22 protein-coding genes are annotated in these 19,857 nt (G+C 59.6%); 11 read left to right on the forward strand and 11 right to left on the reverse strand.

Annotation, left to right across the window (positions count from 1 at the left end):
• The first annotated feature begins 46 nt into the window (after positions 1-46).
• Together TSA66_RS16955 and TSA66_RS16960 are read left to right on the forward strand one after the other, a co-directional pair.
• Positions 47-565, forward strand: coding sequence for a membrane protein (locus TSA66_RS16955; RefSeq protein WP_040040787.1), 519 nt, complete (start codon positions 47-49; stop codon positions 563-565).
• 203 nt (positions 566-768) lie between these two features.
• On the forward strand, positions 769-1,146 hold the full coding sequence (locus tag TSA66_RS16960) for a group III truncated hemoglobin (protein WP_040040788.1): 378 nt from the start codon (positions 769-771) through the stop codon (positions 1,144-1,146).
• 24 nt (positions 1,147-1,170) lie between these two features.
• Here TSA66_RS16960 and TSA66_RS16965 read toward each other — a convergent pair whose 3' ends face one another.
• From TSA66_RS16965 to TSA66_RS16975, 3 genes are all read right to left on the reverse strand, one after another.
• A complete protein-coding gene (locus TSA66_RS16965; RefSeq protein ID WP_157691719.1) occupies positions 1,171-1,440 on the reverse strand; it encodes a hypothetical protein in 270 nt (89 codons plus the stop codon).
• A 98-nt stretch (positions 1,441-1,538) separates the two neighbouring features.
• Positions 1,539-2,048 (reverse strand): DUF1993 domain-containing protein, encoded by a 510-nt coding sequence (locus tag TSA66_RS16970; protein WP_040040790.1) that lies wholly within the window; start codon positions 2,046-2,048, stop codon positions 1,539-1,541.
• 44 nt (positions 2,049-2,092) lie between these two features.
• Positions 2,093-2,659, reverse strand: a complete 567-nt coding sequence (locus TSA66_RS16975; protein ID WP_040040791.1) for a hypothetical protein — start codon at positions 2,657-2,659, stop codon at positions 2,093-2,095.
• 193 nt (positions 2,660-2,852) lie between these two features.
• Here TSA66_RS16975 and TSA66_RS16980 point away from each other — a divergent pair, with 193 nt between their 5' ends.
• Positions 2,853-3,053, forward strand: a complete 201-nt coding sequence (locus tag TSA66_RS16980; RefSeq protein ID WP_040040792.1) for a hypothetical protein — start codon at positions 2,853-2,855, stop codon at positions 3,051-3,053.
• Here TSA66_RS16980 and TSA66_RS25700 read toward each other — a convergent pair.
• The gene (locus TSA66_RS25700) at positions 3,043-4,194 is read right to left on the reverse strand and encodes a GGDEF domain-containing protein (protein WP_052452391.1); all 1,152 of its coding nucleotides are present in this window, start codon (positions 4,192-4,194) and stop codon (positions 3,043-3,045) included. The two genes, TSA66_RS16980 and TSA66_RS25700, sit on opposite strands and share 11 nt — an antisense overlap.
• 377 nt (positions 4,195-4,571) lie before the next feature.
• Here TSA66_RS25700 and TSA66_RS25705 point away from each other — a divergent pair, with 377 nt between their 5' ends.
• The 3 genes from TSA66_RS25705 to TSA66_RS17000 all read left to right on the forward strand — a co-directional run bounded on the left by TSA66_RS25705 (position 4,572) and on the right by TSA66_RS17000 (position 8,437).
• Positions 4,572-5,744, forward strand: a complete 1,173-nt coding sequence (locus TSA66_RS25705; protein WP_052452392.1) for an ATP-grasp domain-containing protein — start codon at positions 4,572-4,574, stop codon at positions 5,742-5,744.
• Between the two features lie 310 nt (positions 5,745-6,054).
• On the forward strand, positions 6,055-7,749 hold the full coding sequence (locus TSA66_RS16995) for a methyl-accepting chemotaxis protein (RefSeq protein ID WP_040040793.1): 1,695 nt from the start codon (positions 6,055-6,057) through the stop codon (positions 7,747-7,749).
• 97 nt (positions 7,750-7,846) lie between these two features.
• Entirely contained in the window at positions 7,847-8,437 is a 591-nt protein-coding gene (locus TSA66_RS17000; RefSeq protein WP_040042698.1) for a chalcone isomerase family protein, read from the forward strand.
• 82 nt (positions 8,438-8,519) lie between these two features.
• Here the strand turns inward: TSA66_RS17000 and TSA66_RS26335 are convergent, their stop codons facing one another.
• Positions 8,520-8,675, reverse strand: a complete 156-nt coding sequence (locus TSA66_RS26335; protein WP_084199673.1) for a DUF3096 domain-containing protein — start codon at positions 8,673-8,675, stop codon at positions 8,520-8,522.
• 323 nt (positions 8,676-8,998) lie between these two features.
• Between TSA66_RS26335 and TSA66_RS17005 the strand changes: the two genes are divergently transcribed.
• Positions 8,999-9,832 carry a MipA/OmpV family protein gene (locus TSA66_RS17005; RefSeq protein WP_040040794.1) on the forward strand — a complete coding sequence of 278 codons (834 nt, stop codon included), beginning with the start codon at positions 8,999-9,001 and terminating at the stop codon, positions 9,830-9,832.
• Between the two features lie 78 nt (positions 9,833-9,910).
• Here the strand turns inward: TSA66_RS17005 and TSA66_RS17010 are convergent, their stop codons facing one another.
• A complete protein-coding gene (locus TSA66_RS17010; protein WP_040042699.1) occupies positions 9,911-10,768 on the reverse strand; it encodes a CHASE domain-containing protein in 858 nt (285 codons plus the stop codon).
• 179 nt (positions 10,769-10,947) lie between these two features.
• On the opposite strand from TSA66_RS17010, the gene TSA66_RS17015 reads away from it, so the two are divergent.
• Positions 10,948-11,133, forward strand: coding sequence for a hypothetical protein (locus tag TSA66_RS17015; protein ID WP_040040795.1), 186 nt, complete (start codon positions 10,948-10,950; stop codon positions 11,131-11,133).
• Positions 11,134-11,167: 34 nt separating this feature from the next.
• On the opposite strand, the gene TSA66_RS17020 is transcribed toward TSA66_RS17015, so the two are convergent.
• Positions 11,168-11,932, reverse strand: a complete 765-nt coding sequence (locus TSA66_RS17020) for a YdcF family protein (RefSeq protein ID WP_040040796.1) — start codon at positions 11,930-11,932, stop codon at positions 11,168-11,170.
• A gap of 155 nt (positions 11,933-12,087) precedes the next feature.
• On the opposite strand from TSA66_RS17020, the gene TSA66_RS17025 reads away from it, so the two are divergent.
• Entirely contained in the window at positions 12,088-12,558 is a 471-nt protein-coding gene (locus TSA66_RS17025) for a cache domain-containing protein (protein ID WP_040040797.1), read from the forward strand.
• A gap of 72 nt (positions 12,559-12,630) precedes the next feature.
• Here TSA66_RS17025 and TSA66_RS17030 read toward each other — a convergent pair whose 3' ends face one another.
• Entirely contained in the window at positions 12,631-13,359 is a 729-nt protein-coding gene (locus TSA66_RS17030; RefSeq protein ID WP_040042700.1) for a P-loop NTPase family protein, read from the reverse strand.
• A gap of 491 nt (positions 13,360-13,850) precedes the next feature.
• On the opposite strand from TSA66_RS17030, the gene TSA66_RS17035 reads away from it, so the two are divergent.
• Positions 13,851-14,057 carry a hypothetical protein gene (locus TSA66_RS17035; RefSeq protein ID WP_198358832.1) on the forward strand — a complete coding sequence of 69 codons (207 nt, stop codon included), beginning with the start codon at positions 13,851-13,853 and terminating at the stop codon, positions 14,055-14,057.
• Positions 14,054-14,701 carry a DsbA family oxidoreductase gene (locus tag TSA66_RS17040; RefSeq protein ID WP_040040799.1) on the forward strand — a complete coding sequence of 216 codons (648 nt, stop codon included), beginning with the start codon at positions 14,054-14,056 and terminating at the stop codon, positions 14,699-14,701. The genes TSA66_RS17035 and TSA66_RS17040 overlap by 4 nt, the downstream gene beginning before the upstream one ends.
• Before the next feature lie 61 nt (positions 14,702-14,762).
• Here TSA66_RS17040 and TSA66_RS17045 read toward each other — a convergent pair whose 3' ends face one another.
• From TSA66_RS17045 to TSA66_RS17055, 3 genes are all read right to left on the reverse strand, one after another.
• Positions 14,763-15,530 (reverse strand): EAL domain-containing protein, encoded by a 768-nt coding sequence (locus tag TSA66_RS17045; protein ID WP_040040800.1) that lies wholly within the window; start codon positions 15,528-15,530, stop codon positions 14,763-14,765.
• Between the two features lie 181 nt (positions 15,531-15,711).
• A complete protein-coding gene (locus TSA66_RS17050; protein WP_052452393.1) occupies positions 15,712-18,279 on the reverse strand; it encodes a sensor domain-containing protein in 2,568 nt (855 codons plus the stop codon).
• A gap of 145 nt (positions 18,280-18,424) precedes the next feature.
• On the reverse strand, positions 18,425-19,774 hold the full coding sequence (locus TSA66_RS17055) for an esterase/lipase family protein (protein WP_040040801.1): 1,350 nt from the start codon (positions 19,772-19,774) through the stop codon (positions 18,425-18,427).
• Positions 19,775-19,857 lie beyond the last annotated feature (83 nt).

Raw genomic sequence — 19,857 nt, forward strand, 5'->3', positions numbered from 1 at the left:
CGACTCCGGTGGCGGCGTCTTCGAGTTTGCATTGCTGGAGACCGACATGGAACTACACATGCGTTCGCACCGCTGGGATGCGCGTGCGCCGGACTGGACGGCAGCGGTTGCCGCCGGATTCGTCGCCGGCGCAGTCCTGATGGTGCTGGAACTGCTCTGGACGACCAACCTGATGGGGGCCACTCCGTGGACCATTCCGCACAAGATCGCTGCCATCGTGATGGGGCCGGAGGTGGCGCGCACGCACGACTTCAGCATTGCCGTCGTCGGCGTGGCCTTGGTCACCCATTACGTGCTGGGCATCGTGTTCGGCCTGATCCTGGCAGCGGTGATGGCACCGTTTCGTTTCGATTCCAGCTTGGGCATGGCAGTCGCCGTTGGCGCGGTATTCGGGCTGTTGCTGTACCTGCTCAATTTTTACGCGATGGCCCGCGCCTTTCCCTGGTTTATCGACCTGCGCGGCTGGCCGAACCTGATCGGGCATTTGATCTTCGGCATGTCGGCCGCCTTCATGTACTGGAAGCTGGAAGGCGCGCGGTCATCGGCCCGCATCGACGCACTGTAAAAACAACGCGACAAGACAACAAGCAGCGGGCATGACCGTGAGTCGGTAAAACGCAGGCTGCATGCTGCGGAATCTTTCCTTGCTTGCGGCAAATGCAACGTTGCAGTGGGGGCTTCACGCTTGATTTGGATCATTCAACTATTCATAATCGCCGAATAGTCAGAAGGGCTAGGTCATCCCTGGCAGCAACAAGCGAGAAGCAAATGGAAAACGGGAATGCGGTAAGCGAAGCATCGATCAAGGTCATGGTCGACAGCTTTTATGCAGAAGTGCGCAAGGATGAGGTGCTGGGGCCGGTGTTCGAGCACGCATTGCACGGACAATGGGATGCGCACATGCCGCGTATGTATGCATTCTGGTCCACGGTGCTGCTCGGCAGCGGCAGTTTTCAAGGCAACGTGTACGGCAAGCACATGGCGCTGCCCGGCATTACCAAGGAGCACTTCGTTCGCTGGCTCGCGCTGTTCAAGGACACGGTCAACCGGCTCTGGGCACCGGAGGCAGCGCAGGAAGCCATGCTGGTCGCCGACCGTATCGCGGGCAGCCTGCAATACGGATTCTTCGGCAAGCGGCTGGCTTGATAACATAGGCGCCGGCAGCGCCGCTTAACCGGGCGGCGCGTCCTCGTCCGGTTCCTCCGGCTCCTCGTTGTGCAGGTATGAAAAGCGCGGCTTTTGTTCTTCCGCCGAAGGGCGCCGGTCCGCGTACTCCTGTTCCTCGACCACGTCGAGATACTGGCTGCCGTCGATCGGGTGCGTCCTCAGCGTGCCGTCGACGGCGGTTGTGTCTTGCGTTATGTCTTGCGGTGTTTCTTGCCGGGGCGACTGCGTATGTTCATGCTTGTCGCGCAACGGATGCCTGGTCTGCTGTTCCATGACGTCCTCCTTTTCCATCCGACTGCGCACACAGGAAAAGTTCCTTCATTCAGTGCAGGCAGAATAATCCGGCATGCGCGGGAACTGGCAATGTCGCCCTAAAACGTGCCGACGAAGTCGCGCTTGCCAATATTCACGCCATTGTGGCGCAGGATCGCGTAGGCGGTGGTGACGTGGAAAAAAAGCTGCGGCATTCCATAGTGCAAGAGATACGTCATTCCGGAAAACTGTTTTTCCCGCGCCGTGCCGGCGAACACGACGATGTCGCGTTCCTCGCTGCCGTCGATCTGCTCCGGCGTCAGGCTGTCGACAAAGGCGAGCGTCTTGGCGATGCGTTCGCGCAGTTCGGAAAAACTCTGCTCCGTATCTTCATGCGACGGCACCTCGACGCCGGCCAGCCGCGCCGCGATACCCTTGGCAAAATCGGATGCGATCTGGACTTGCCGGGTCAGCGGAAACATGTCTGGGAACAGGCGCGCGCCCAGCAGCGCATCGGGGTCGATCTTTTTTTCGCTGGCATGGCTTTCCGCCTTGTGCAGGATTTCGATCAGGCTGTGAAGCATTTGCCGGATGACGGGAACGGATGCGGTATACATCGAAATGGCCATGGTTTCTCCTCAACGTAGACGATCAGCGATTATAGGCGGACGCTTCAGCGGGCGCTGCGCAAGGTGTCGCGCTGCGCGGTGGCTTGCCTGAGTGCGGCCTCCGCCTGCGCGACTTCCTTTTCCAGCGATTGCTGGCGTGCCCAGTAAGCCTCGTTCAGTCGCGAGCCGCCGCCGACATTGCCGGTGCGTTCACCCGGCAAGGGCTCGATGCCGGCTTGGCGCCGCTTGCGTGCATCTTCCACCAGCATTTCCGCACGGATCACATCCGACGTCGCTTCTTCGAGAGTCTTTTGGCGACCCGTCGCCGGAACCGAATTCACCCGGTTGATCGGCGTCGGCTTGACTTGCGGAGGAATGGCCGGCTTGTTGCGCGATTCCGTGGTCCACGGATTACCCTTGACCGGCGGCTCGACCGTGATCGTCTCGTCGAGCTTTCCGCCCTTGAGGACCTTGTCGGAGTAGACGATACGGCCGTCCGGCATCACCTGGCGATACACGGTAGTGCCGCCTTCCGCGTTTCGCGCCGGTGTCGCGCCGCTGTCGGCAAGGGCCGGCGCGGCGGCGCAGGCGGCAACGATTGCAAGGATGGCGTGCAGGCAGGGTCGTATCATGGGAAGCTCCTTGTCGGTGCAGTGACGGACGGGGTCTGCATAGCATGGCAAGGACCGGCATAGGCGTATTGAAGGCGGTCACGAAAACGTCATTTGGGCGCTACTTTTGTGCGCCGCATTGCCGTCATCATGCTGTCATCTCACCACCGTAGCATGACGATCTCGCATCGACTGATGGAGCGGGGGAACTGAGATGAGCCCAGATATATTGATCATTCGGGATGGCAATGGTTATCGCGTGCTGCACGGGCACCTGCGCCTGGCCAGCGAGCTGAGCCTGCGCCAGGAAATCGTCGTCGATGTGCCAGGCGAGGGGCGGATAAGGGTGGTGCGCACGCGGCAAGGCGATTTCGCCGCCGCCGGCAGCCAGCGCTTGCCCATCCTCAGGCACTGAGACTGTCGTGCTGGTGGCCGGCTTGCTCGACCACGCAGCGATTGCGGCCGCTTTCCTTGGCGCGGTACAGCGCATCGTCGGCCTTCTTGAAGGTGGCCGCCGGCTCAGTCCGGCGCACATGCTCGGCGATACCGATCGAAATGGTGACCCGCAGTTCGGCGCCGATATCGGGAAAGGTCAGCCGTTCCACTTTTTTCCTCGTCCGTTCCGCTGTGATCAGTGCGCCTTCGCTCAAGGTGTCGGTCAGCACCATGACGAATTCCTCGCCGCCGATGCGACCGAAGAAGTCGGTCTGGCGCATGCTTCCCGCCACCGTTGCGGCGACGCTGCGCAATACTGCGTCGCCGGCCGGATGGCCATAGGTATCGTTGATTTGCTTGAACAGGTCGATGTCGACCATGCAGATGCAGAAGACTGAGCCATTACGCAGGCAGCGCTGCGCTTCTTCTGCAATCCGTTCCATCAGGTAGCGCCGGTTGTAGACGCCGGTGAGTTCGTCGCGGATAGCCATGTCGCTGATGCGTTGCAGAGCCACTTCCAGTTCCATATTGCGCTTGGCTAACTCCTGATTGTTGACATGCACCTTGTGCCGCAGGCGGCCGATGTAGCCGGCCAAAAAAGTGAACTGGGCCAGCGTCACCAGCAGCGCCATCCATTGCAGGATCTCGACCTTCAGCACCACGTCGTCGGGACGCTGGCGCAGCAGCAGTGCGATCAGCACCGTGTAGCCGCACAGGATGAACAACGCGAGATAGGCGAAGTCGCGGGTCTTGAAGCGAAACAGGCCGAACAGCAGCATCGACAGCAGCAGCACCAGGTAAGTATTGCGTGCGTCGCCTGAAAAATACATCAGGTTGAACACCACTAGCGTGGCCGCCGCCATCTGCGGAAAGGTCAGGCTGGGGTCGGCCAGGCGCTTGTTCAGTCCGCTGCGAATGATGCAATAGAACATCAGGTTGAGTGTCACCATCAGCGCCGCGTAACGCGTCACGATAGTCGTGCTGAAATACCCCATGCGCCAGCACACCAGCACGAATACGGAATTCATGAGATAGGCGGCAATCCCAAGGAAAAAGCGCTTGAGCCGCAGCTCCTGTTCAGGGTCGTTGCGGGGATAGATTCCGAAGCTATGTGCAGCCATGACGTCTCCCTCGTTGCGCTGTCTGCCGCAGCGCCGAGCGCTCGTCGCGGGCCAAAAGTGACATGCGCAGGTTAACTTTTGGTATGGATTTATTTATATCCAAATGGTAATCCATTAGACACTATTCAGTCTGCAAAGAAAGCAGCCATTTCCCACCCATCTCCGCGCGTTGCCGCGCTGCGTCGGCATGTCTTTCATGCACGCTAGCCTGTGCAAGGGCGATCATTCTTCTTTCCGGAAAAATTTGTCCTTCACTTCCAGTTACATGACGCTGTGCACCTTGCGTGCGCTCAACGCGGCAAAACGGCTGCGGCGTACATTAGTTCCATGCCCGGAAAGGTTGTTTGACATTCATAAACAAAGACAGGCGGATAGAGATGATCAACTTTATCGTGGTGGGGAAATGCAAGCGCGTCGTATCCGCAGTGCTGCTGGCGCTGCGCAGTTTTACCGATGCCAAATGCGTCGTAATCGGATCGGAAGCGACTGCGGTATTGCGCTGGTCGTCGCTATGCAAACGGCAATTCACCATGGATATGCAGGGAAGCGACGACGGACGTTTTGTGCAAACCGTCCATGCCATCGTCAAGCGCACGCCGCACGTGGTGCTAATCCCTGCCGATTGCGATGCCATCCGGCTCGTCAACCGGGTGCGCAGCCAATTGCCGCTGCGTGTGACGCCGATCCCGGACCTGGCCACGCTCGACATGTTCGACAATAAATGGCTGTTTTACCAATTCTGCACCCGGCATGGCTTGCCGGTGCCTGACACGCGTTTCGTCAGCGCGAAGTCGGCCCTTGATTACGATGCCATCGCGGCGGAATTCGGCGTGCCGTTCGTGGTCAAGCCGCTCAACCAGGCTGGTTCGACCGGCGTCCAGATCATTCGCAGCAAGGCCCATTTCGAGACTGCCATCTTGCATGATGACGGCTACGACTACGGTCCGCTGATCGTGCAACGCTACATCGACGGCAAGGATATCGACGTCAGCTTTTTGGCCATCGGCGGGCGGCTGTGCGCCTATGCGGTCCAGCAAAGCGCGCCCTCGGAAATCGTCTTCGTATCGCATGCCGAACTGGAGGCCCTGACTGCAAAGCTGTGCCATGCCGGCGCCTACCACGGCGTCATGCACGTCGATGCGCGCATCGATGCCGCCAGCGGCAAGGTCTATCTGATCGAATCCAATCCGCGCTTCTGGGCCACCTTGACCGCGTCGGTCTGGTGCGGCCTGAACTTTGTAGCGGAAAGCATTGTGCAGGCGCCGCGCACCAATGGCGTGCTGTGCCTGACGTCGGGCGCCGCCAATACTCGCCATCCGCTGCTTCGTCCGGCCGCATGGCGACAGCTCGTCGGCGATGTCGGCTGGCGCGGCAGGTTGTTGCGCGCCGTTGCCTTCGACTTGCCGACCTTGCGGGATTTTGTGCGGGAACTGCCCGTGGCGGGCATGCGCTTCCTGTCTAGGCGGACAAGCATGCTTCTCAAGGGGCCGGACTCCATGACGGCAATAGCGGAGTTGCACGGCAACCCAATCGACGGCGCGGCGCGCTGATCAGCGGATTCGCTGCGCCGCAACACGGCCATTCCAGTATTTTCATTTCATTATCCGCTACGGCTGCCTTGGCAGTCGTAGCCGGCATCCCGATCGATCGCCAGATCGTCATTTTTCTATTTGTGGGAATGTCTGTCGTTTTTCTTACGATTAGAGTGGTTTACCCACAAATGAAACAAAGAGATTGTCACAAATTGCAACACTGCAATACTATGTGTTAATTGGTACACTTGGTTGCAAAAGCGTTGCTGATTTTTTCAGAGTTTTATGCTCGCGTGCTAACAGTACCGTTTGGGTGGGAGACGAATTAATGAATATTAAAAAGATCCGTATTGGACAACGGCTTGCCCTCGGTTTTGGCATAGTCATCGCCTTGTTGATCATGCTGGCGGGGCTGGCGTATTTCCGCATCATGAGCCTCAACAGCGAAATGAATTTCATGGTCAAGGATCGCTATCCGAAGACCGTGCTGGCCAACGGCATCAAGGCCGATGTCAGTGAAACCACGCGCAACATGCTCAACGTACTGGTCATGACCGATCCGGGCCAGATGAAAAAAGAACTCGCCAACATCGAGCAAAAGAACAAGAGCATCGACGAGTCGATCGCCACCTTAAGCAAGATCATCACCACGCCCAAAGGCGTGGAGTACGTCAAGGCCATCACCGAGCTGCGGGACAAGTTCGTGCCGGCACAGACCAAATTCGTCGCCCTCGTCAACGACGACAAGAAGGACGAGGCGATGGTGAAACTGATGTTTTCGATCCGGCCCCTCCAAGCCAAGTACTTCGAGCAGATCGACGGCTTCATCAAGTACCAGAATAGCGAGATGGAATCCTCCGGCGCCGAATCATCGGAAGCGGCCAAGCGCACCGAACTCCTGATCATGGCGCTGGCAGTCGTCGCCAGCGCCATCTCGGTACTAGTCGGCTTTCTCGCTACCCGCAGCATTACCCGCCCGCTCAATGAAGCAGTCGACGTCGCCAAGCGCGTGGCTGATGGCGACCTGACCAGCGACATTCAGATCAAGACCCAGGACGAGACCGGCGAGCTGATGCAGGCGCTCAAGGACATGAATGAAAGCCTGGCGCGGATTGTCGGCGAAGTGCGCGGCGGCACCGACAACATTGCGATGGCATCGAGCGAGATTGCCAGCGGCAATGCCGAACTGTCCGCCCATACGCAGGACCAGGCTAGCTCGCTGCAGGAAACGGCGACCTCGATGTCGTCGCTGACCGACACGGTGCGCCAGAACGCCGACAACGCGCGCCAGGCCAATCAGCTGGCCGCTTCCGCATCGGAAGTGGCGGTCAAGGGCGGTGACGTGGTGTCGCAGGTGATCGACACGATGGGTTCGATCAACGCTTCGTCCAAGAAGATTGTCGACATTATCGGTGTCATCGACGGCATCGCGTTCCAGACCAATATCCTCGCGCTCAATGCCGCCGTGGAAGCTGCACGCGCCGGCGAGCAGGGCCGCGGATTTGCGGTGGTTGCCGCCGAAGTGCGCAATCTGGCGCAGCGCTCGGCGTCCGCCGCCAAGGAGATCAAGACCCTGATCGGCGACTCGGTGGAAAAGGTCGAGGTCGGCAGCAAGCTGGTCGGACAGGCGGGCATCACGATGGATGAGGTCGTCAACAGCGTCAAGCGCGTGACTGACATCATGGGCGAGATCACCGCCGCCAGCCAGGAGCAGAGCCTGGGTATCGAGCAGATCAACATGGCCATCAACCAGATGGATGGCGTGACGCAGCAAAACGCCGCTCTGGTGGAAGAGGCGGCCGCTGCGGCGGAATCCATGCAGGATCAGGCAGCCACGCTGGCGCGCCTGGTCAGCGTGTTCAAGGTCGGTGGCCAGCATGCGGCCACCCGGCCGTTACCGGAGCAATCCGTGCCATCCGCAACGGCAAAACCGGCTGCGGTTCGAATTGCTGAATCGGCGTCCGGCGCACTGCAACAAGTGCGCGCCAAGGCGGCCAGCAGCGACGAATGGGAAGAGTTTTAAGGTAGTTCGTTCGGCACAGTTGTGACAAAAAAATTTGCAGGAAGACGGGTCAGACGTCGATTCAGCGAATTCACTAAATAGACTAATGGGAGGCAAGATGAAATTCGGTATGCGTATCAAGCAGTTGTTGATTGTGGGTGGCCTTGTGGCCGGTTTTTGCCAGGGAGCGTCGGCAGCGGAAGTGGCCGGCGTCAAGTTCGAAGACGCCGTCAAGGTCGGCGGCAAGGAACTCAAGCTGAACGGCGCCGGCACGCGCGCCTGGGCTGGTCTCGTCAAGGTGTATGCCATCGGCATGTATCTGACGGAAAAGAAAAATACTCCTGCCGATGTCCTGGCAATGACGGGGCCGCGCCGTATGAAACTGGTCCTGCTGCGCAAGGTCAACAATGAAGAATTGGGGCAAGCCTTCATGGACGGCCTGAACAAGAATTCCGACAAGGCTGAAAAATCGAAATTCGTCGATCAGACGGTCAAAATGGGCGAGGTCTTTGCGTCGATCTCCGACCTGGACAAGGGTTCGGTCATCGTCACCGATTACATCCCGGACGTCGGCTTGCAAGTGTATGTGAACGACAAGAAGCTCGGCGAGCCGATGACCGGCCTTGCATTCGCGAACGCGTATTTCAAGATCTGGCTGGGCGACAAGCCGGCCGACAGTTCGCTGAAGGAAAAGCTTCTCGGCAATTGATCGCGGCGGAGCGCCGCGCCAGGCCGAAAGCCGCACAAGCCATCCTGCACAACGGGATGGCTTTTTTCTTTTGGGGCGCAGCTTAATGAAAGCGTATGTTCCCCATGCCAAACAAGCCAATCAAGCCGATCACGATCAGGTACAGCGCAACGATGTAGTTGAGCAGCCGCGGCATGATCAGGATCAGGATGCCAGCGATAAGCGATGTCAGTGGAACGATGGACAGATGCAATGACATGTTGTTCCTTTCTGCAGCCGGATGGGCTTGCGATTCCAGTATAGGCGACTAAAATAAATCCAAGTCAGTGTGTAGTTGCATCTGCGGGAGCGGATTCGGTGAAAGCTGATGGCCCCTGACAAAGGGCAGAGATCATGTTGAGGAACAACCCGTTGACGCATGATCACGAAGAGCCGCGATGTTGATTGTCGTCGGCTCCCGCGCATACAATCTCGTCGCTGGGCGCGATGACCGGCCCGATACCTGTACTGGTATCGGGCCTTTGTTTTTGGACAATCGCAAAGCGCGCAGTTCTTTGCAACTGAAAAAATGACAAGGCGTGAATGAAAAAGATGTGTCAAGCTGCAGCACTGCTTCTGCCGGGCGTGCTTGCATTCTCGTGTAACGCGGCACCGCTGCCGTTATGGGAAGTCGGTGCCGGGCTGGGTGTAATCAGCGTGCCCGATTACCGCGGCTCCGATGTGCGCAGCAATTATGTGCTGCCGGTACCGTACCTGATCTATCGCGGGAAAGTCCTCAAGGCCGACCGCAACGGCGTACGCGCCGCGCTGTTCTATAACGATGTACTGGAAGTCAATCTAAGCCTGAATGGCACGCTTCCCGCCAATAGCAAGGACAATCCGTTGCGGCGCGGCATGGCTGACCTGAAGCCGACGGTCGAAGTCGGGCCGACGCTGGATTTCAATCTGTGGCATTCGGACGACACCAAGAAGAAACTCGATTTGCGCCTGCCGGCGCGCGCCGCAATCACGCTGCAATCCTCACCCACGATCATCGGCTGGCTGTTCTCGCCTAACCTGAGCTTGAATGCGCGCGACCCGGCTGGCATGGTAGGCTGGAAGGGCGGTTTATCGGGCGGGCCGATTTTCGCCACGCGCCGCTACAACGGTTACTTCTATTCCGTCGCACAGGACGAAGCGATTACTGGTCGACCCGCTTACGCCGCGCCGGGCGGTTATGCTGGCACACAAGTGACTATATCGTTGTCGAAACGGTTTTCACGCTACTGGGTGGGCACGTTCCTGCGCTACGACAATCTGTCCGGTGCCGTTTTCAGCGACAGCCCGCTGCTGCAGCGGCACAGTACCCTGTCCGCTGGTATTGCCGTTTCCTGGGTGTTCGGTGCTTCATCGACCCTGGTGGAAGCACCGGAGTGAACTATCGCGCCCTTGACTGCGCCGGCTATGCGTGTCGGAAGCAGCGAAATCCCAGTGACAACGCTGCTTTGCTATCGCTTATTTCGCAACGAGGGTGCGCCAGGAGGCGGTGGCGAGCAGGGCAATGAAGAGTGCGATCGCCGCCTTCATCGCCAGCATGGCGGGACTGATCCAGCCGCCGCACGGTGCGACGCTCAGGGTCCAGCTGGCATTCGGCACTTGCACTGCGCGGTTCACCGGGTCGATCAGCGGAGTGCTAGACGACGACACAATCATCTGCCTGCGCCCGGTATCGGGATGAACGCGCCAGAGCGCGTAGTCGTATCCGCGTTCCACCAGTGCCGGCAGGCGCGCAGGGCCAAGCAAGCCGGGAAAATGGATCAAGACGATAACGAAGCCCCAGAACCGGCGCTGGCCTTTTTCATCGCGCAAATACACCGGCAGGCGGCCTGCTGCGCCTTGTCCGCCTTGCACCAGGTTGAACGGGCCGGCCAGGGTGAGCTTGCCGGTTTCGCGCGCCAGGAAGGCTTCCTTGTCGCGCTCCGGATCGGTCAGCAAGTTGTGGCCGAGCGCTTTTTCATTTCCAGCCAAGGGGGAAATGTCGCTGACCACGCCGCCCGGCGCCAGTTCCAGCGCTGCAATGCCGGGATAAAAGGAGCGCAATGCGGCGGCGGTGGTGGCGAAATCACGCCTGTTGCCATGATTCAGTTCGATCATGGTCGCCAAGGCATAGGTGGCGGACAAGGCATTTTCGATGTTCATCTGCAGCGCGAGGGCATATTCGCCCGCCAGGTTCGAGACGCGGCTGCGTTCCTGCTCGATGCGGCTGGTTTCGGTAAACCAGATGAGCACTGCTGCGGCCAGGGCGCAGACGATGAAGACGATAGCGGTACTTGTCGGCGATCGGCGGTAGGCGATACTGTTGGCAGGCTGCATGAAGCCCAATCGAAAAAGATGCGCCGGTATAAAAGCCCGCCTTATCGCAGGCAGGGCAGGTTCACCGGTCCTATGTTAACTACCCGTAGTGCGTGGTTGTGCGCGAGTGCGAGTGGAATCTTTCGCGGCGCGGCGATGTCTACTCCGGGTATTCCATTATCGGACAACCGAGGCAGATCATGGTGAATGTGAAGCATACTCCGGATAACCAGAGCAAGGCAGGCGAAAAGACCGAGGCTGAGGTCAAGTCGTTCGATGGCCAGGCCGGCCGCAGCAAGAAGAGCAGCCACGATACGATGAGCCACCTGAAGGCGAATTCGCACGAGGGGGCAGGTGGCGGCAAGAAGCAGCACCGCCACCATTGAGATCATTCGCGCGGCGCGCCTGACGAGGAGTAAGCTAGCGCGGCCTGATCGCATTCCATGCAAGGCCGATCCACTCGTGCAATGCGTAGTGGGCGCGGGATATCCCCTCGTCGCTGGGCAGGAAGTCGGTCGCCTGCAGCGGGCTGTGGCTGCGTAGCGAAGCGGGAGCGGCGACCACATCGAGGCCGGTTTGTGTGAACAGCGTTTGCGCACGCGGCATGTGCATGGCATCCGTCACCAGCAGAATCCGTTGCACGCCTGCTGCTTGCAGGATGGCTGCCGAGAGCACAGCATTTTGCCGCGTATCGTCGGAGCCGCCCTCGACCCAGCGCACTGGCACGCTGAAATCCTCGCGCAGGCTGCGTGCCATGATGGCCGCTTCCGATTCGGCTGCGCCATCCGGTGCCCCGCCCGACACCAGCACCGGCAGCCCCGTTTCGCGGTACAGCTGCGCGGCGTAGCGCAGCCGCACGAGAGGAATGGGCTTCGGGGTGTCACGACCGCCATATTCCGGCGCATTCCTGATGCGGCCACCGCCGAGCACGACGATCGCCTGCGCGCCGGCGTGTTGTGCCGACATCAAAGAGGAGCTGCGGTGTTCGAGCGGTGCCACCAATAACAGCGCGCCGGCGGGCGTACTGATGACTGCCAGGGTAACCAGCGCGAAGGCGCTTATAGCGCGGCCTAGGCGCGGCCGACGAGTGTGCAGCAGCAATCCAATCGTGCACAGCAGGATCAGGTTGAGCGGGGGCAGCAACAGGGCACTTACGGTCTTGGTGACAATCAGGCTGAGATTCATCTTCAGTTATCAAATAAACAGGATTTGCGGCAGGGAAGCGACAGGCCACTGCCTGCCTTCTATTTTATTGCTTATGGGCAATGACGCTTCAGCTGGTCAAAGGTACAATCGGTTGACCCGGAATCATTCGGGGATTCAGATTTTACGGAGACTACATGAAACACTTGCTCAATCGCCTGATTTTTGCCGCTGCAGCGTTCATCGCCGTGGCCCCCGCCATGGCCGCTTCCGACAAGGGTTCGGCTGAAGAAGCGACCGCGCTGGTCAAGAAAGTGATCGCTTATTACAAGGCCAATGGCAAGGAAAAGACATTCGCCGCCATCAATGCGCAAAACCCCGATTTCAAGTTCAAGGACCTGTATGTGTTCGGCAGCACCGCGAAGGAAGGCATGCCGCTGAGCGCGCACGGCGCCAATCCGAAGATGGTCGGCAAGGACATGGGCATGCTGAAAGATGCGGAAGGCTTTCCTTTCGCGAAGCGGATTATCGAAATCGCGACCTCGAAAGAGGGCAAGGGCTGGGTCGATTACAAGTGGCCCAATCCGGTGACCAAGGCGATCGAGGCGAAGAGCACTTATGTCGAACGTGTCGACGACGTGTATTTTGCGTGTGGCATCTACAAGTAAGCGTCTAGGGCGTCATTGGCCCTTGAAAAAGCCGCATGTAACAGACATGCGGCTTTTTTTACGTCCGCGCACTCACCATGCGATGCCGTCGAGCTGTTCGAAGATGTCGCGGAAGATGAGCTTGACGCGCTGCTTTTCCATCACGTTGAATTTGTCCGATTGCAGTACTTCATCGAGCGTCAAGCGCGCGGTATTCATTTTCTTGAGATCGGCGCCAAAGGTTTCGGAGCTGCGCTCGGACAGCTTGACGTGGCCCCTGACCTTGTCGGCGTGGTCCGTATAGGTTTGCGATTCGGTGAACAGGCGGCCCGACGGCGTCTGCAGCAGGCCGAAGTGTTCGTTTTCCCACAGGATGATCGGGGCATTGGTTTTTTGCGCGGTGGTGGCAAAACCGGATGCCGTGTCATGCAGGGTATCGCCGCCGCCGACTATCGAATGGATGAACACGCGCCGGCCGGATTCGCGCAGCAGATCGAAGCAGGCATTGTCGATCAGGTAAGCCATCAGCGGCGAAAAGGTGTTGGCGCCGTTGTCGACCACGCAATTGCCATCCGCTTCCAGGATATCCATCATCAGCGCATCGAAGCGCTTCGGCTCGATGGTGCGGGCCTCGGTCATCACCGCAATATGCTTGACGTTCAATGCCTTGTAGCGCGAAAACGTCGTGTTTTCCTGGTCCGTGTCATAGCAGCGCAGCGCGTCGGGCGCCTTGGCTTTGACCCATTGTGCAAGGATAGTTGAAACCAGCGTCTTGCCGACGCCGCCTTTGCCTTGCAGCACGAAATGAACGGTGTTTTGCATGCGGTTATCCTCGGTCTGCGACGTGGGCTGCCTGGAGGCGGTTTCTGCCGCACTGGGCGCGGAAGGCGTATCGTCTTGCTGCGAAGCAGGATGATCAACAGAATCTTCTTGCGGGCGGCGCAGAATCGATTTCAACATTGATATTTTCATATCAAGAAGACCTCCCTTTAGGCAACGAAATGAGCAGTAAGAAGGGCATTGTGGCGGGAGTAATTCCAAGCGTCAACGCCGCCGTCGGGACGAAGGCGTTAAGGAATGGATTTAGAGGGTTTGTTCCTAAAAATAAACCTCGCTGCAGGGGTTACCGGCATGAACTAGCGGTCTGGTTTAAGTACTAATATTTGTCAACGTGTCATCCGGATAACCAGCATCAGGCGGGAGCAGTCATGCACAGGGAAAATCCATCTACGCTACACTCATTGCCAGCCAGTCACGGGCTGCACGATCTTTCTTTTGATCAGCAGTCAGCCGACGAGCCGCCGGCGCCGGATATGCCGGATATCTCCAGCGAGGCCGGGAGCATGTTCGGCAAGCACAAGGGCAAGCTGGCCGTCGGCGCGGCCGCGATGCTGGGCATTGCCATCTTCTACAAGTGGCGCGAACACCGGCTGGCCAAGGATGACCCGGAAGAATACGCGCGGCTGCAGCGCCTGAAGCAAGCCGTCAAGAATGAAGAAAGGACGCACCAGGAACCATGAGCAAGCCACTCAAGATTGATTTTGTTTCCGACGTATCCTGCCCGTGGTGTGCCATCGGCTTGAAATCTCTCGAGCACGCGTTGCAGCAAGTCGGCGACGGTATCAGCGCCGAACTGCATTTCCAGCCGTTCGAACTCAATCCCCAGATGCCTGCGGAAGGGCAGGACATCGTCGAGCACTTGACCGAAAAATACGGCATCACGCCGGAGCAGGTGCAGCGCAACAGCGACCTGATACGGGAACGCGGCGAATCGGTCGGTTTCGAATTCCGCATGGAGCGGCGCAACAGCGTCTACAACACCTTTGACGCGCACCGCCTGCTGCACTGGGCCGAACTGGAGGGGCGCCAGCGGGAGCTCAAGCATGCGCTGCTGCGCGCCTACTTTACCGAGGGCGACAATCCCGCCTCGCACGAGGTGCTGGCGCGGCTGGCCGGCGAAGCCGGGCTGGATGTGGAGCGCGCCCGTGACGTGCTCGCCTCCGGCGCCTATGCCGAGGAGACGCGCGCGCAAGAGCGCTTTTACCTGGAGCAGGGCATCCATTCGGTGCCGGCGGTAATCATCAACGACCGCTACCTGATTTCGGGCGGGCAGCCGGCCGAAGTGTTCGAACAGGCCTTGCGGCAGGTGGCGGCGCAGGCGTGACACGCTGAAGCACTAGCCGGAGTCACGGCAATCGGCATGCGTACGCGAGCGTGCCTCTGTATCAGGCCAGCGCCAATGTGCCTGTCATCGGTTTCGCGAACAGATATCCCTGCTGATACCGGATGCCGAATCCGTACAGCGTATCCCGTTCCCCTTCCGTCTCCACGCCTTCGGCGACCAGGGTAATGCCCAGCTGCCCCGCAGTGAGCGCGATGCCGCCGACGATGGCTTGCCGCACTGGGCTTGCATGGATATTGCGCGTCAACTCCATGTCGATTTTGAGCACATGCGGTTGGAATTGCGCGAGCAGGTTCAGGCCCGCATAGCCTGCGCCGAAGTCATCGATCGCCGTCAGGAAGCCGCGCTTGCGGTAATCATTGAAAATCCCGATCAGATGATCCGAGTCGTCCACCCGCTCGCCTTCCGTCACCTCGAACATCAGCCGGTCCGATGGAAAGCCGAAACGCTCGCACGCTTCCAGCGTCGACCGGATACAGGCTTCCGGCCGATAAATCGCATTCGGCAGGAAGTTGATGCTGAGGCGGCACTGGTCCAGCTTCTGCAACCCGAGCCCCGCCGCCAGTTCGATTGCCTTGACGCGGCACGCCTGGTCGAAACGATAACGGTTTTCGTCGTTCACCTTGGCGAGGATATTTCCCGCTCCTTCGCCATTGATGCCGCGCACCAGCGCCTCGTAAGCGAACGGGCGCATGGTGTCGAGGTCGAGGATGGGCTGGAACGCCATGGTGAAATCGAAGCCCAGCGTCTTCGGGTTGCGGCACTCTTCACAGCCGGCGCTGCGAAACGGTTGGGGGAAGGTGACGGGCATGATGTGGATTTTTAATTCATTGATTGGCAGCGGTATCGCATGCCCACATCGTAGCGGAGATCGGAAAGGTGGATCTCGCAAGAAGAAGGCCCGATTGGCCTTTAATCGCATTTTTAGGGCGGCGCAGGAAAACGCAGAACTACCGCCCCTTGCTGCATCCGGCGCATGGCATCATGCACGGTTACAGGGGCAGCCAGTCGGCCTGCATGCGCTGCGCAAATGCTTCGGAGGTGAGCGGCTTGCCGTAGAAATAGCCCTGCGCCATGTGGCAATTGCGCATCGTCAGGTAGGCGGCCTGTTCTGCGGTTTCCACGCCTTCGGCGATCACTTGCAGGTGCAATCCCTTGGCCATGCCGATGATGGCGTCGGCAATGGCCATGTCGTCCTGTTCCTTGCCGATGCCGCAGACAAAGGAACGGTCGATCTTCAGCACATCGACCGGAAACCGCTTCAGGTAGGACAGGCTCGAATAGCCGGTGCCGAAGTCGTCGATCGACAGGCGCACGCCCATGTCCGACAGCCGCTGCAGCGTCGCCATGTTTTCGCCGCTGGGCTGCATCAGGATGCTTTCGGTGATTTCCAGGTCGAGCAGGTCGGCGCGCACGCCGTACTCGCGCAGGATTTGCTCGACCATGCCCGACAGGCCGAGCTGGGACATCTGGCGCGTCGACAGGTTGACGGCCATGCCGAGGTCGCCCCAGCCGGCCGCTTGCCAGCGCTGCAGCTGCGCGCACGCTTCGCGCAGCACCCACTCGCCGATCGGCAGGATCAGTCCGGTCTCTTCGGCAATCGACACGAATTCGAGCGGCGACACCAGCCCGTGATCGGGCTCGCGCCAGCGCAGCAGCGCCTCGGCCGACAGGATGCGTCCGCTCGCCATGTCCACCTGCGGCTGGTAGTGCAGCTCGAACTCGCCGCGCGCCAACGCCTGGCGCAATTTGTTTTCCACCGTCAGCCGGCGCTGGATCGCCACGTTGAGTCCCTGGGTAAAGAACTGGAAGTTGCCGCGCCCGCTTTCCTTGGCATGGTACATCGCGGTATCGGCGGCGCGCATGAGCGTATCCGCATCCTCGCCATCGGCCGGATAGATGCTGATGCCGATGCTGCCGCCCGCATGCAGCTCATGCCCCTCGACTTCGATCGGCGGCGCGAATGCCTTGAGGACCTTATCCGCCACCAGCGCGGCTTCGTTCGGCTGCGCTACCGGCGACAGGATGATGACGAACTCGTCGCCGCCGATACGCGCCAGCAAGTCATCGCGCCGCAGGCAGGACTGCAGCCGCCTTGCCACCTTCTGCAGCAGCACGTCGCCGATATGGTGGCCGAGAGAATCGTTGATGCGCTTGAAATTGTCGAGGTCGATGAACAGCAGCGCCACCAGGCCCTGCTGGCGCTGCGCATGGAGAATCGCCTGGCTCAGGCTGGAGCGCAGCAGCAGGCGGTTGGGCAAGCCGGTCAGCGCGTCGTGATGCGCAATGTAGCTGATGTGCTCTTGCGCCTGATGCCGTTCGATCGCGATGCCCGCCATATGCGCGGCCACACCGGCCAGGTACAGGTCGCCCGACTGCGGCTTGCGCGGCTCGCGGTAATACATCGCGAACGAGCCGAGCACCGTTCCCCGCGACGAAAAGATCGGCGTCGACCAGCAGGCGCGCAGGCCGAACTGTGCCGCTGCGGTACGGTAGCCGGCCCACAGTTCGTCTTGCATGATGTCGGTGACGATCACAGGCTTGCCGAAGTACATCGCAGTGCCGCAAGAGCCGGCCTGCGGCCCGATCGGCTCGCCATTGAATGCGTTGATGTAGTCGAAAGGCAGGTTGGGGGCAGTGCCCTGGCGCACGTGCACGCCCTCTTCGTCGAGCAGCAGGACCGAGCCGTACATGCCGGACGTTTGTGATTCGATCAGGCGGATCAGCTTGTCGAGGATGCCGTCCAGCGGCGCGCCGGCGGCAATCATTTCCAGCACTTCGTTTTGCCCGTGGCGCAGCAAGTCTGCTTTCTTGCGCTCGGTGATGTCGCGCGCGATGGCCGTGAAATAATAGCGGTTTGAAAGATGGAACTGGCCGATCGAGATTTCGAGCAGGAGCTCATGCCCATTCCGATGGAGGGCGTGGGCTTCCAGGCTGGCTTCGGAAGGGGACTTGTCGCTGCTGTTTTGCATCAGCAAGGCCTTGCGCCCATGCCACAGGCAGTCGGGAATCAGCGTGCTTAAAGGCTGGCCAAGCAATTGCGCTGCCGGGTAACCGAAAATTTTCTCGACGGAAGGATTGACGTAGACGATCATGTTGCTTTCGTCAACGGTGACGATGGCATCGCTGGCTGCCGCCGTGACGATGCGATAGCGTTCCTCGCTTTCGCGCAATGCCTGTTCCACCCGCCGGCGTTCGCTCAAGTCCACTACGAAGGCGATGCCATTTTCTTGCGACCCGGTGAAAAATGTCCCGCCGATCAAGACTTGCACGCGTTCGCCGCTATCGCGGATGAACTCCTTTTCGTAGGGCATCGCACTGCCGGTGCGCATCAATTCATCCATCGCCTGCCGGTCGGCATCGAGATATTCCGGCGGCGTGAAATCGCACCACCTGATCATCTTCGACAGGAGGGTATCGCGGGAATGGCCGATGATGCGGCAGAACGCATCATTCGCATCGGTAACATAGCCATGGATATCCCAGCAAAATATTCCGATGACGTTCGAATCGGCAAGACGTCTGACGAGGGCTTCGTTTTCGCGCAATCTGGTAATCACAGACTTGCTCCATGCGTGCCCGCAACAGTCCGCAAGATCGGACCGCCGCAGACACTCAGTAGATTATAGGCCGCCTGCAGGACATCTGAATCCGATATTGTCGATGCCGAAGCCGCCAGGCGGCTCCGGCATCGCGGTTAATCGATTACAGGCCGAACAGGATCGTCGAGATGTAATCGTAGATTGGATAGACTGCATAGCCCGGTAATTGCCAGCCGATCACGTCGAAATGGTCGTACTGGTTGTAGTAGCCGAGATAATTCCAGGCGCCGCGCACCGAGGTGCCGTCGTAGTAGCGCATCGGCTGTCCGGCCGGCGACTTCATGCTGATCGTGTTGACCACGCCGTCGTTGGCGAACCAGTTGCTGTCGATAATCACGCGGCTCGGATCGGTCTGCGTATACGACCCCATGCCGCGCACGAAGAGCGACGGCACTACCCATTCGCCGGCCGTGTTCTTCATAAAGAAGATCATGTCGTCGCGCGCGTACTGGTAGCTGGAGCTCTGGAACGGCGCAATGAGGCGGTCGGTCGAGTTGCAGCACCAATGCCCCTGCTCGGTCGCCTTGCTGCCAATCGAGTAGTAGTACACGTTGGACGAAGTCTTGACCCAGTTGTTCAGCTCCTTGGCGCCATCCGGGCCAAGCTCCCACTGTGCCGAATCGCGGTTGGACAAGGACCAGAACGGCGCGCCCTTGATACGGTCGAGGAATTGCCAGAAGGTTTCGGTCGGCTTTTGCGCCAGGCCATACTGTTCCAGGCGGAACTTGTAGATCGGATTACTGCTGCCGCCCAGTCCGGCCACTTCGACGATCTTGCCGGCCCATTCGGATACTCTAGGCACATAATCGATGATCACGTCGCGCAAGGTGGTACCGTTTTGCGGGGTGGAGATGGTGGTGGCGCTTTTGACCCAGCCGATCTTGCCGCCGGTATAGAGTTCGCTGCCGCCCTCGTCGCCGTTGGGCGAACCGTTTTCCAGCAGCTGAATCAGGGTGCGCACGGTTTGCCCGCCCTGGCTGTGCGACACCAGATGGATTGGGTGGGCCGCATCCCACTGCGGATACAGTGCGACCGGGTAGTGGTTCGGGTTGTTGTTGGGATCGGCGGCCCAGCATTTCCCGGCCGGCTTCTGGATCTTGCCGTAGGAGGCGAATTGCGCGGTGCGCTTGGCACCGTAGTCGGCGCAGCCGCCCTTGATCTGGTAGTACAGCTCGACGGCGCGGTCCCAGTTCGAGCTGACCGGGCCGACGGCAGCGGTATACACCTGGTGGCTGCCGTTGTACGTCTTCATGTGGGCTTCGACATCATTGAAGCCGCCCCAGTACTTGAAGCCGGTGCCCTGCAGGTCATCAGGACCGAAGCCGAGGAAGCCGTGCACCAGCACGACAGGATCATTGTTGGCCGCGAACGCCGCATGCCCCGCCATGAATGCGGATATGGCAACCGTTACTTGCGCAAGTAACCCGACTGCACGCTTGAATGCAAACGCCATCTTGCTCTCCTTGATTGGGATAAATGCTGCTTTGTGCAGCCGGCTCTGTTGACCGAGCCTTTATCAACGCCCACTTGCAAACA

Origin of the sequence: Noviherbaspirillum autotrophicum, from assembly GCF_000818395.1 — a bacterium.
GTDB classification, from domain to species: domain Bacteria; phylum Pseudomonadota; class Gammaproteobacteria; order Burkholderiales; family Burkholderiaceae_D; genus Noviherbaspirillum; species Noviherbaspirillum autotrophicum.

Coding starts and splice junctions, on each gene's coding strand:
- TSA66_RS26335 (WP_084199673.1), bottom strand. CDS start 8,675: ATGTCATTGCATCTGTCCATCGTTCCACTGACATCGCTTATCGCTGGC.
- TSA66_RS16975 (WP_040040791.1), bottom strand. CDS start 2,659: ATGATACGACCCTGCCTGCACGCCATCCTTGCAATCGTTGCCGCCTGC.
- TSA66_RS16960 (WP_040040788.1), top strand. CDS start 769: ATGGAAAACGGGAATGCGGTAAGCGAAGCATCGATCAAGGTCATGGTC.
- TSA66_RS17025 (WP_040040797.1), top strand. CDS start 12,088: ATGAAACACTTGCTCAATCGCCTGATTTTTGCCGCTGCAGCGTTCATC.
- TSA66_RS17040 (WP_040040799.1), top strand. CDS start 14,054: ATGAGCAAGCCACTCAAGATTGATTTTGTTTCCGACGTATCCTGCCCG.
- TSA66_RS16965 (WP_157691719.1), bottom strand. CDS start 1,440: ATGGAACAGCAGACCAGGCATCCGTTGCGCGACAAGCATGAACATACG.
- TSA66_RS17010 (WP_040042699.1), bottom strand. CDS start 10,768: ATGCAGCCTGCCAACAGTATCGCCTACCGCCGATCGCCGACAAGTACC.
- TSA66_RS17005 (WP_040040794.1), top strand. CDS start 8,999: ATGAAAAAGATGTGTCAAGCTGCAGCACTGCTTCTGCCGGGCGTGCTT.
- TSA66_RS25700 (WP_052452391.1), bottom strand. CDS start 4,194: ATGGCTGCACATAGCTTCGGAATCTATCCCCGCAACGACCCTGAACAG.
- TSA66_RS17055 (WP_040040801.1), bottom strand. CDS start 19,774: ATGGCGTTTGCATTCAAGCGTGCAGTCGGGTTACTTGCGCAAGTAACG.
- TSA66_RS16970 (WP_040040790.1), bottom strand. CDS start 2,048: ATGGCCATTTCGATGTATACCGCATCCGTTCCCGTCATCCGGCAAATG.
- TSA66_RS17045 (WP_040040800.1), bottom strand. CDS start 15,530: ATGCCCGTCACCTTCCCCCAACCGTTTCGCAGCGCCGGCTGTGAAGAG.
- TSA66_RS17020 (WP_040040796.1), bottom strand. CDS start 11,932: ATGAATCTCAGCCTGATTGTCACCAAGACCGTAAGTGCCCTGTTGCTG.
- TSA66_RS16955 (WP_040040787.1), top strand. CDS start 47: ATGGAACTACACATGCGTTCGCACCGCTGGGATGCGCGTGCGCCGGAC.
- TSA66_RS25705 (WP_052452392.1), top strand. CDS start 4,572: ATGATCAACTTTATCGTGGTGGGGAAATGCAAGCGCGTCGTATCCGCA.
- TSA66_RS17030 (WP_040042700.1), bottom strand. CDS start 13,359: ATGCAAAACACCGTTCATTTCGTGCTGCAAGGCAAAGGCGGCGTCGGC.
- TSA66_RS16995 (WP_040040793.1), top strand. CDS start 6,055: ATGAATATTAAAAAGATCCGTATTGGACAACGGCTTGCCCTCGGTTTT.
- TSA66_RS17015 (WP_040040795.1), top strand. CDS start 10,948: ATGGTGAATGTGAAGCATACTCCGGATAACCAGAGCAAGGCAGGCGAA.
- TSA66_RS16980 (WP_040040792.1), top strand. CDS start 2,853: ATGAGCCCAGATATATTGATCATTCGGGATGGCAATGGTTATCGCGTG.
- TSA66_RS17035 (WP_198358832.1), top strand. CDS start 13,851: ATGCCGGATATCTCCAGCGAGGCCGGGAGCATGTTCGGCAAGCACAAG.
- TSA66_RS17000 (WP_040042698.1), top strand. CDS start 7,847: ATGAAATTCGGTATGCGTATCAAGCAGTTGTTGATTGTGGGTGGCCTT.